At 73.1% G+C, this 9,657-nt stretch carries 8 protein-coding genes; 6 read left to right on the forward strand and 2 right to left on the reverse strand.

Features of this window, described 5'->3' with window-relative positions:
- Positions 1-106: 106 nt before the first annotated feature.
- A complete protein-coding gene (locus ACZ4W5_RS15675; protein ID WP_465654974.1) occupies positions 107-718 on the reverse strand; it encodes a hypothetical protein in 612 nt (203 codons plus the stop codon).
- A gap of 473 nt (positions 719-1,191) precedes the next feature.
- On the opposite strand from ACZ4W5_RS15675, the gene ACZ4W5_RS15680 reads away from it, so the two are divergent.
- The 6 genes from ACZ4W5_RS15680 (at position 1,192) to ACZ4W5_RS15705 (ending at position 6,777) form a co-directional block, all read left to right on the forward strand.
- Positions 1,192-2,046 (forward strand): bifunctional methylenetetrahydrofolate dehydrogenase/methenyltetrahydrofolate cyclohydrolase, encoded by an 855-nt coding sequence (locus ACZ4W5_RS15680; protein WP_360238109.1) that lies wholly within the window; start codon positions 1,192-1,194, stop codon positions 2,044-2,046.
- A 19-nt stretch (positions 2,047-2,065) separates the two neighbouring features.
- Positions 2,066-2,491, forward strand: a complete 426-nt coding sequence (locus ACZ4W5_RS15685; RefSeq protein WP_350503505.1) for a DUF3017 domain-containing protein — start codon at positions 2,066-2,068, stop codon at positions 2,489-2,491.
- Positions 2,492-2,725: 234 nt separating this feature from the next.
- A complete protein-coding gene (locus ACZ4W5_RS15690) occupies positions 2,726-3,718 on the forward strand; it encodes a malate dehydrogenase (RefSeq protein ID WP_360238107.1) in 993 nt (330 codons plus the stop codon).
- A 111-nt stretch (positions 3,719-3,829) separates the two neighbouring features.
- Complete coding sequence (locus ACZ4W5_RS15695; protein WP_360238105.1) at positions 3,830-5,155, forward strand: hemolysin family protein; 1,326 nt, start codon at positions 3,830-3,832, stop codon at positions 5,153-5,155.
- A 30-nt stretch (positions 5,156-5,185) separates the two neighbouring features.
- On the forward strand, positions 5,186-6,226 hold the full coding sequence (gene trpS, locus ACZ4W5_RS15700) for a tryptophan--tRNA ligase (RefSeq protein ID WP_360238103.1): 1,041 nt from the start codon (positions 5,186-5,188) through the stop codon (positions 6,224-6,226).
- Positions 6,227-6,240: 14 nt separating this feature from the next.
- Positions 6,241-6,777 carry a 2'-5' RNA ligase family protein gene (locus ACZ4W5_RS15705; RefSeq protein WP_360238101.1) on the forward strand — a complete coding sequence of 179 codons (537 nt, stop codon included), beginning with the start codon at positions 6,241-6,243 and terminating at the stop codon, positions 6,775-6,777.
- A gap of 34 nt (positions 6,778-6,811) precedes the next feature.
- Here ACZ4W5_RS15705 and ACZ4W5_RS15710 read toward each other — a convergent pair whose 3' ends face one another.
- Positions 6,812-9,322, reverse strand: a complete 2,511-nt coding sequence (locus tag ACZ4W5_RS15710; protein WP_465654977.1) for a CDP-glycerol glycerophosphotransferase family protein — start codon at positions 9,320-9,322, stop codon at positions 6,812-6,814.
- Positions 9,323-9,657 lie beyond the last annotated feature (335 nt).

The raw sequence follows: 9,657 nt of genomic DNA on the forward strand, positions 1-9,657 counted from the left end.
TGTTCTCCGCCCCCGCCCCCCCCCCTTCCTCCAGGGGGGGAACACCCCCCCCCCCCCCCCGGGGGGGGGCCCCCCCCCCCCGCTTCGTCGTGGTCCTGCCGGGTGCTCAGTAGCGCGGCCGGTTGAACCAGCCGGAGCCCTCCTGGGTGCACATGGCGGTGATCCAGATGATGCTGATGGCCAGCCACAGACCGGCGAACACATAGCCGATGGCGGTGCCGGCGGTGACGGCGCCCGCCAGGATCAGCAGGCCCATCAGGCTGCCGAGCGAGCCGTACACGATGGTGGTGATCCGGACGTTGTTGCCGCCCTTGCCGAACTTGGCGCCCAGCGTGATCGAGAGCGCGGCGAACAGCGCGAACACGACCGCGATGACGATCAGGATGCCGGCGGCGGCGTCGCCCATCGCGGTGAACGGGTTGTCGCTGGTGGTCGCCTTGGCCGTGTTGGTGACGTCCTTGGCGGCGGCGCCGATGAGCAGGTAGACCAGCGCGAGGATCGCCTGCACACCGCCCACGATGAACAGCAGCACCCGGGCGGTCGTCACCAGGCCCGGCATGGACTGCGGCACGGCCGGCGCGTAGCCGTAGCCGGGGGCGGCCGGCGGCGGGTAGCCGTAGCCCGGCGCGGGCTGCGGCGGGGCCTGCTGCGGGTAGCCGTAGCCCGGCGCGGGCGGCTGCTGGCCGTACGGGTTGTTCGGGTCGGGCGGGTAACTCATGGATGCCTCCGGGCAGTTGCTGGAACGCGGGGACGGGACGGCGGAGGACCCGGTTGCGGCCGGCGAGTCGGGTCGCCGACGGAACGGGACGGTATCGGAGCGCGGTGACAGCCCGGCGGCGGTGACGGGCGCGGCCGGCTCAGTGCTGTGACGGGCGAGTGATCGAACGCGGGGACGGGCACGGTGCGGTGAGGGCGCCGTGGCGGTCGGGCTGCGCGGTGTGCTGTGGTCGGATCACTGGCTCTTTCCCCCGGGTACGCCCTGCTGCGGGACCGGTCGGCCCGTCACCGGGCCTGGTCGCGGCAGGGGATGCCCGCATATCGTCAACCGGACGGCAGCGCGCTGTCCAGCCGGTTGTGGGCGTGGTGCGGAGACTGTGGCGCAACCGCAACGTGGTGCGGACCATCCGTGCCCGTCCGGTCGCCGGGGCGGCTGCGGTACGGGCGGCGGCCGCGATCCGGGAGAATGGGGTCATGACTGCCCAGATTCTCGATGGCAAGGCCACCGCCGCCGCGATCAAGTCCGAACTCGCCGCCCGCGTGGCGGCCCTCAAGGCGAAGGGCGTCACGCCCGGCCTCGGCACCGTCCTGGTCGGCGACGACCCGGGCAGCCGCTGGTACGTCAACGGCAAGCACAAGGACTGCGCCGAGGTCGGCATCGCCTCGATCCAGCGCGAGCTGCCCGCCACCGCCACCCAGCAGGACGTCGAGGACGTCGTCCGCGAGCTCAACGCCGACCCGACCTGCACCGGCTACATCGTCCAGCTGCCGCTGCCCAAGGGCCTGGACCAGAACCCGGTCCTGGAGCTGATGGACCCGGACAAGGACGCCGACGGCCTGCACCCGACCTCGCTCGGCCGGCTGGCCCTGGGCATCGAGGGCCCGCTGCCGTGCACCCCGCTGGGCATCGTCGAGCTGCTGCGCCGGCACCAGGTCGAGATCGACGGCGCCGAGGTGGTCGTGGTCGGCCGCGGCATCACCGTCGGCCGCTCGATCGGCCTGCTGCTGACCCGCCGCAGCGAGAACGCCACCGTGACCCTGTGCCACACCGGCACCCGGGACCTCGGCGCGCACCTGCGCAAGGCCGACATCATCGTGGCCGCCGCGGGCGTGCCGCACCTGGTCAAGCCGGAGGACGTCAAGGCGGGCGCCGCGGTGCTGGACGTCGGCGTCAGCCGCAGCGAGGGCAAGATCGTCGGCGACGTGCACCCGGGGGTGGCCGAGGTGGCCGGCTGGATCTCCCCGAACCCCGGCGGCGTGGGCCCGATGACCCGCGCGATGCTGCTCAACAACATCGTCGAGGCGGCCGAGCGCCGCGCCGGCGTCTGATCCCCGAGGGACGGCGAGCATGACTGAACCGCGTCCGGCGCGGTCCCGGCAACGGCCGGTCAAGACCACCGGCACCCTGCCGCCCGAGGGGGCGGCCCCGGCTCTGGGGCGCGACCACGCCCTGCCGGTTCGGCAGTGGCCGATAACGCTGGTCCTGTCGGTGGTCGGCGCCGGCCTCGCGGTCACCTGGTTCGCCGACTTCAAGGACGGCTTCAAGTACGGGCTGCTGATCCTCGGCACCGGCGTGCTGCTCGGCGCGGTGCTGCGGCTGGTGCTGCCCGAGGTCGGGATGCTGGCGGTGCGCAGCCGCTTCACCGACGTCATCGTGCTGGCCTTCCTGGGCGCCTCGATCGTGCTGCTGACCCTGGTCGCGCAGCCGAACCCGTGGCTGGAGATCCCGCTGCTGGACAACATCGGGCAGCTGATCGGCCGGCCCAAGCACTGAGCCCGCCTCCCGCCGCCTCCTGCCGCCGCCCCGTCCGGATTCCCGGGCGGGGCCGCGGTGCGTTCCGGGCCCGCCGGGCGGCGTCCGCTGTGACGCATCAGCCACGCCCGCACACGCGGCGTACGCTTCCCTTTGCGATAACCTGACGCCGGTCTCTCGATGTCGAGAGACCATCCTCGGCTCCAGTGCGCCGGTGTGCCTGGGGCACCTGGCGATTTGCTGGAGAAGGTAGAAATGACCCGCACCCCCGTCAACGTCACCATCACCGGAGCAGCCGGCCAGATCGGCTACGCGCTGCTCTTCCGCATCGCCTCGGGCCACCTGCTCGGTGCCGACGTGCCGGTGAACCTGCGCCTCCTGGAGATCCCGCAGGGCCTCAAGGCCGCCGAGGGCACCGCCATGGAGCTCGTCGACTGCGCCTTCCCGCTGCTGCGCGACATCACCATCACCGACCAGCCGAACGAGGCCTTCGACGGCGCCAACGTCGCGCTGCTGGTCGGCGCCCGTCCGCGCACCGCCGGCATGGAGCGCGGCGACCTGCTGCAGGCCAACGGCGGCATCTTCGGCCCGCAGGGCAAGGCCATCAACGCCCACGCCGCGGACGACATCAAGGTCCTGGTCGTCGGCAACCCGGCCAACACCAACGCCCTGATCGCCCAGCGCAACGCCCCGGACGTCCCGGCCGAGCGCTTCACCGCGATGACCCGCCTGGACCACAACCGCGCGGTCGGCCAGCTGTCCGCCAAGACCGGCGCCCTGGTCTCCGACATCAAGCGCGTCACCATCTGGGGCAACCACTCCGCGACCCAGTACCCGGACATCTTCCAGGCCGAGGTCGCCGGCAAGCCGGCCTTCGAGGCCGTCGGCAGCGACCAGGCCTGGCTGGAGAACGACTTCATCCCGACCGTCGCCAAGCGCGGCGCGGCCATCATCGACGCCCGCGGCGCCTCCTCGGCCGCCTCGGCCGCCAACGCCGCCATCGACCACGTGTACACCTGGGTCAACGGCACCGCCGAGGGCGACTGGACCTCCATGGGCGTCGTCTCCGACGGCTCCTACGGCGTCCCGGCCGGCCTGATCTCCTCCTTCCCGGTCACCACCAAGGACGGCAAGTTCGAGATCGTCCAGGGCCTGGAGATCTCCGACTTCTCCCGCGCCCGCATCGACGCCTCGGTCAAGGAGCTGACCGAGGAGCGCGACGCGGTCCAGGAGCTGGGCCTCATCTGAGCCCGCTGAGCACTCCGGCGGCCCGTCACCCCTCCCCGGGGCGGCGGGCCGCCGCCGTGTCCGGCCACAGGGGCCCGCCGCCGGGCACCGGCCGCCCTACACTGGCCCGCTGTGAACGAAACCCTCGGGGACGCCGCGCTCGTCCTCGTCTTCATCCTGCTGGGCGGCCTGTTCAACGTCGCGGAGATCTCGCTGATCTCGCTGCGCGAGGGCCAGATCCGGACGCTGGAGGCGCACGGCACCCGGCGCTCGGCCCGGGCCGCGCACCTGGCCGCCGACCCCAACCGCTTCCTGGCGGCCGTCCAGGTCGGCGTGACCTGCATGGGCTTCCTGTCCGCCGCGTTCGGCGCGGACACCCTGGCCGGCAAGGTCGCCCCGCTCTTCGTCCGGGCCGGGCTGTCCCAGGGGGTGGCGGACGCCCTCGCCCTGGTCGGCCTGACCCTGCTGATCAGCTATGTCTCGCTGGTGCTCGGTGAGCTCACCCCCAAGCGGATCGGCCTGCAGCGCGCCGAGTCCATCGCGGTGATCGCCGCCCCCGTGGTGGACGTGATGTCGGTGGCGCTGCGCCCGGTGATCTGGCTGCTCGGCCACTCCACCAACCTGATGGTCCGGCTGTTCGGCGGTGATCCGGCGGCCGGGCGCGGCTCGATGAGCTCCGAGGAGCTGCGCGGCCTGGTCGCCTCCAACACCGAACTGGGCAGCGACGAAAGGGCGTTGATCGCGGACGTGTTCGCCGCGGGGGAGCGCCAGCTGCGCGAGGTGATGGTCCCGCGCACCGAGGTGACCTTCCTGGACGCGGAGCGCCCGCTGGCCGCCGTACGGCACCAGGCCGAGACCTCGCCGCACTCGCGCTACCCGGTGGTCGAGGGCAGCGCCGACGCGGTGGTCGGCTTCGTGCACGTCCGGGACCTCTACGGCGCCCGCGGCGAGCAGGCCGTCAAGGTCCGCGACCTGGCCCGCCCGGTCAAGCTGCTGCCCGGCACCAAGCGGGTGCTGGAGGCGATGGGCGAGATGCGCCGGGAGGGCCACCACCTGGCGATCGTGGTGGACGAGTACGGCGGCACCGCCGGCATCGTCACCCTGGAGGACCTGGTCGAGGAGGTGATCGGCGAGATCCGGGACGAGTACGACCGGCCGGAGTCCGCGCCCACCCGCCGGCTGGCCGGCGGCGGCACGGAGCTGGACGGCCTGCTCAACCTCGGCGACTTCACCGAGGAGACCGGCGTCACCCTGCCCGAGGGCCCGTACGAGACGGTGGCCGGCTGCCTGGTGGCCTCGCTCGGCCGGCTGCCCCGGGACGGCGACCAGGCCCGGATCCCGGTCGAGGGCGGCGGCGCGGTGCTGCTGACGGTGGCCAAGGTGGAGGGCCGGCGGATCGCCCGGGTGAGGGTGAGTGCGGTCACACCGGAGGAGCCTGCGGGGCCGGAGGTTTCCTGAGCGACCGGGGGAACTGGAAGAATGGCCCGCATGGTCAACGCAGCGGTCACCGGTCCGGTCAAGGACCGCCCCCGGGTGCTCTCCGGGATCCAGCCCACCTCCGGCTCGTTCCACCTCGGCAACTACCTGGGCGCCGTGCGCCAGTGGGTCGACCTGCAGAAGGAGAACGACGCCTTCTACATGGTCGTCGACCTGCACGCGATCACCGTGCCGCAGGACCCGGTGACCTTGCGCCAGAACACCCGGGTGTCCGCCGCCCAGCTGCTCGGCGCGGGCCTGGACCCGGAGCACTGCACCCTCTTCGTCCAGTCGCACGTGCCCGAGCACGCGCAGCTCGGCTGGGTGATGAACTGCCTCACCGGCTTCGGCGAGGCCTCCCGGATGACCCAGTTCAAGGACAAGTCCTCCCGGTACGGCGCCGACAGCACCACCGTCGGCCTGTTCACCTACCCGATCCTGCAGATCGCGGACATCCTGCTCTACCAGGCGGACGCCGTCCCGGTCGGCGAGGACCAGCGCCAGCACGTGGAGATCACCCGCGACATCGCGGAGCGGTTCAACTCGCGCTACGCCCCCACGTTCACGATCCCGAAGCCGTACATCCTCAAGGAGACGGCGAAGATCATGGACCTCCAGGACCCGGGCATCAAGATGAGCAAGTCGGCCTCCTCGGCCAAGGGCCTGGTCAGCCTGCTGGACGAGGCGAAGGTCAGCGCCAAGAAGTTCAAGAGCGCCGTCACCGACACCGGCACCGTGGTCTCCTACGACGAGGAGCAGAAGCCGGGCGTCTCCAACCTGCTGCGGATCCACTCCGCGCTCAGCGGCCAGTCGGTCGAGCAGCTGGTCGCGCACTTCGAGGGCAAGATGTACGGCGCCCTCAAGACCGAGCTGGCCGAGCTGTTCACCGAGTGGGTCACCCCCTTCCAGGAGCGCACCGCCACCTTCCTGGACGACCCGGCCGAGCTGGACCGGGTGCTGGCGATCGGCGCCGAGAAGGCCCGCGCGGTGGCCTCCGAGACGCTGGCGACCGTGTACGACCGGATCGGCTTCCTCCCGGCCGCCAAGCGGTGACTCCGCTCTCGCGCATGCCCGATGGTGGCGACCTCCCGGAGGTCGTCACCATCGGCGTGTCCGTGAGCGTGCCGGACCCGCACGGCGCGCGGATCCAGGACGCCAGGGCCGGGCTCGGCGACCCGCAGGCCCGCTCGATACCGACCCACGTCACCCTGCTGCCGCCCACCGAGGTGCCGGCCGAGCTGCTGCCGAAGATCGAGGAGCACCTGTCGGCGGTGGCCGCGGCGCACCGGCCGTTCCGGATGCTGCTGGGCGGCGCCGGCACCTTCCGGCCGGTCTCCCCGGTGGTGTTCGTCCGGGTCGAGGAGGGCGCGCACGAGTGCCGGCTGCTGGAGGCGGACGTCCGGTCCGGCCCGCTGGCCCGCGAACTGGCCTTCCCGTACCACCCGCACGTGACGGTGGCCCACGGCCTGCCGGAGGACGCGCTGGACCGGGCGTACGAGCAGGCGCGCGGGTTCCGGGCGTCCTTCCCGGTGCCGGGCTTCTCGCTCTCCCGGTTCGACGCGGACGAGGTCTGGCGGCCCTGGCGGGCCTACCGGTTCTCCTGAACCATCGCTGAACCACCGCTGAACTACCGCTGAACTACCGCGCGGTTCGGCCGAGTTCGAGCATCCGGTCGACCACCCGGCGGGCCGCGCCGCCGTCGTCCAGGGCGCAGTGCGTGGCCCGGAAGCGCCGGTAGCGCTCCGCGTAGCCGGGCGCCGACCGCTCGCCGCTGTCGGCGAGTTCGCGCAGCGCGCCGAGCAGTTCGGCGGAGTCCGGCACCAGCGGGCCGGGCGCGTCCGCCTCGAAGTCGAAGTAGAAGCCGCGCAGGGTGTCGCGGTAGTGCTCCAGGTCGTAGGTGAAGAAGTAGACCGGGCGGCCGGTGATCGCGAAGTCGAACATGATCGACGAGTAGTCGGTGACCAGCACGTCCGCGATCAGCAGCAGTTCCTGCGGGTCGGGGAAGTCCCCGCAGTCGAACAGGAAGCCGTCCCCGGCGCCGGGCAGCGGGTCGCGCACGTGCGCGTGCGGGCGGACCAGCAGCACGTGGTCCTCGCCGAGCAGCCGGCGGGCGTGGTCGAGGTCGAGCCGCAGGTCGAGCCGGAAGCCCTCGCCGTCGCCGCGCTGCTGGTCCTCGCGCCAGGTCGGCGCGTACAGCACGACCCGCTTGCCCTCGGGGATGCCGAGCCGGCGGCGGACGGCCGCGGCGACCCTCGGGTCGGGCTGGGCCAGCACGTCGCCGCGCGGGTAGCCGGACTCCAGCACCTCGCCGTCGTACTGGAAGGCGCGCCGCAGGATCGGGGTGGCGAAGGGGCTGGGCGAGAGCAGCAGGCTCCACTGCGGGGTCTCCCGGTCGAGCGCCTCCAGGTAGCCGTGGTCGGCGAGCCAGGGGTTGTCGACGTCGTGGGCGATCCGCTTGAGCAGCGAGCCGTGCCAGGTCTGCACCACGACCTGGCCCTCGCGGCGCTCCAGGAAGTCCGGGAAGTGGGTGTTGCCGACCAGGTACCGGCAGGTGGCCAGCGCCCGGTACCACTGGGGGCTCCAGATCCGGATCGGGACGACCCCGGGCGGCAGTTCGGCCTGGCCGTCGTCGACCACCCACAGGTGCTCCAACGGCTCGCCGCGGCGGGCGAGTTCGGCGTGCACCGCGCGCGGGGAGTCGGCGTAGCCGCGGCCGCCGAACACGTCGTACAGCACCGCCTCGCGCAGCGGTTCGCGGCGGGCCGCGGGGTAGTGCTCGGTGCGCAGCCGGGCCTGGGTCCAGGCGCTGCGCTCGGTGGCGTCGAGCACCGGGGTGGAGTCCACCAGCAGGGTGTCGTGCCAGCGGCGCTGGAGCAGGACGTCCTTGCCGCCGGTGGTCGCGGTGGCGGGCAGGGCGGGCAGCACGGTCGGGGCGGCGAGCAGCGGCCGGGCCGGGCCGGAGCGGTCGGCCGGCTCCAGGACGGCCTCCCAGATGCCCTTGCGCAGCGGCAGTACGGCGCCGTCGGAGCCGGTGCGGGTGGCGGGTACCCGGACCCGGAAGCGGCCGTCCGGCTCGGGCTCGACGGGGGTGCGGACCTCGCCCGCGGTGCCGCCGTGCCGCAGGACCAGCTCCAGCCGGCCGGCGGCCGGGTCCGGGCAGTGGCCGGACAGCTCGAAGCCGCCGAAGTGGACCGCGATCCGGTCGACCATCCCGGCGGCGGGCTGGACGCAGACCTGGAGCCGGCCGTCGGCGAGGTGCTTGAGGTAGAGCACCCGGTCCGGGGCGTCCGGCAGCGGGTACTGGCCGGCCACCGGGCCGCCGCGCTCGTCCAGGCAGAGCTGTTCGGTGCCGCCGTCGGGGCGCAGCAGCTCGGCGTCCCAGTGCTCCAGGTCCTCGCGGCCGCGTCCGTCGGCGGTGAACGGCCGGTACGGCAGTTCGACGGCGAAGGTGTTGCCGGTGCGGGTGAGCGGCCGCTCGATCACCGCGTCGCTCTGCCGGTGCCGCAGCCGCAGCACGGTGCCGGCCGGGCAGTGGTCGGCGACGCCGCCCAGCCGGATGCCGTCGGCGGCGGGCTCGGCGCGGTCGAGCCGGACGCCGGGGCGTTCCAGCCGCAGCCGCAGCCGGTCGTCCTCGAAGTACGGCTGGAGGCGTACGTCGCGGTCCACCCAGCGGGCCGGCGGGTACTCGCCGGAGCCGCACCAGTGGGGGGCGAGGGCGCCGTACTGGCGGCGCAGCCGGGTGGGGCGGGGGCGGGTGAAGAGGGTGGTCTCGATCTGCCAGTCGCCGAGCAGCCAGCGGTCGTCCCGGCGCAGTCGGGAGGGTTCCAGCAGGACGGTGAAGCCGGACCAGTCGTGGTTGTGCTCCGGCTGGGCGCTGTCGTCGGTGACCTCGGGCAGCCTTCGGGGTCTGGAGCGCAGGTGGAGCGGTGGTTCGGCCGCGTCCTCGTGGCGCAGGGTCAGCCAGGTCCAGGCGGAGCCGGGGCGGCCGGTGTCCAGGTCCAGCGGGCGAGCGAAGCCGGTGAGCTCCAGTCCGCGGCCGTGCCAGCGGGCGCGCAGCAGCCCGAACGCCACGTCCTCGTCGACGGCGGCCCGGCCGTCGGCCACCCGGGGGGCGGCGTGCGGGAGTACGAACCGGGCGAGCGAAGACATGGTGCGGGGGGCCCTTCGGGACGGGATCCCGGACATGGCGGTGGCCGGGAGGGCCGCCGTGCCGGTGCCGGCCGGACCGGGGCCGATTTGATATCCCACCCCGGGAAGGCACCTCGGGTCAACTGTACGTTTCGTAGAATTTCCTTTGAAATTCGTCGACTAAACGTCAGTTCGAGTGCAAATTGGGCGTAAAGGGCAGGTAGTTCTCAGGGAATTCCCAGATAGCGCCGGGGGGGGGGGGGGGGGGGGGGGGGGGGGGGGGGGGGGGGGGGGGGGGGGGGTGGTGGGTGTTTTTGGTGGGGGGTTTGCTCTCCCCCAACCCATGTCCCCTCCCC

It is taken from the genome of Kitasatospora sp. NPDC029367 (assembly GCF_055569135.1).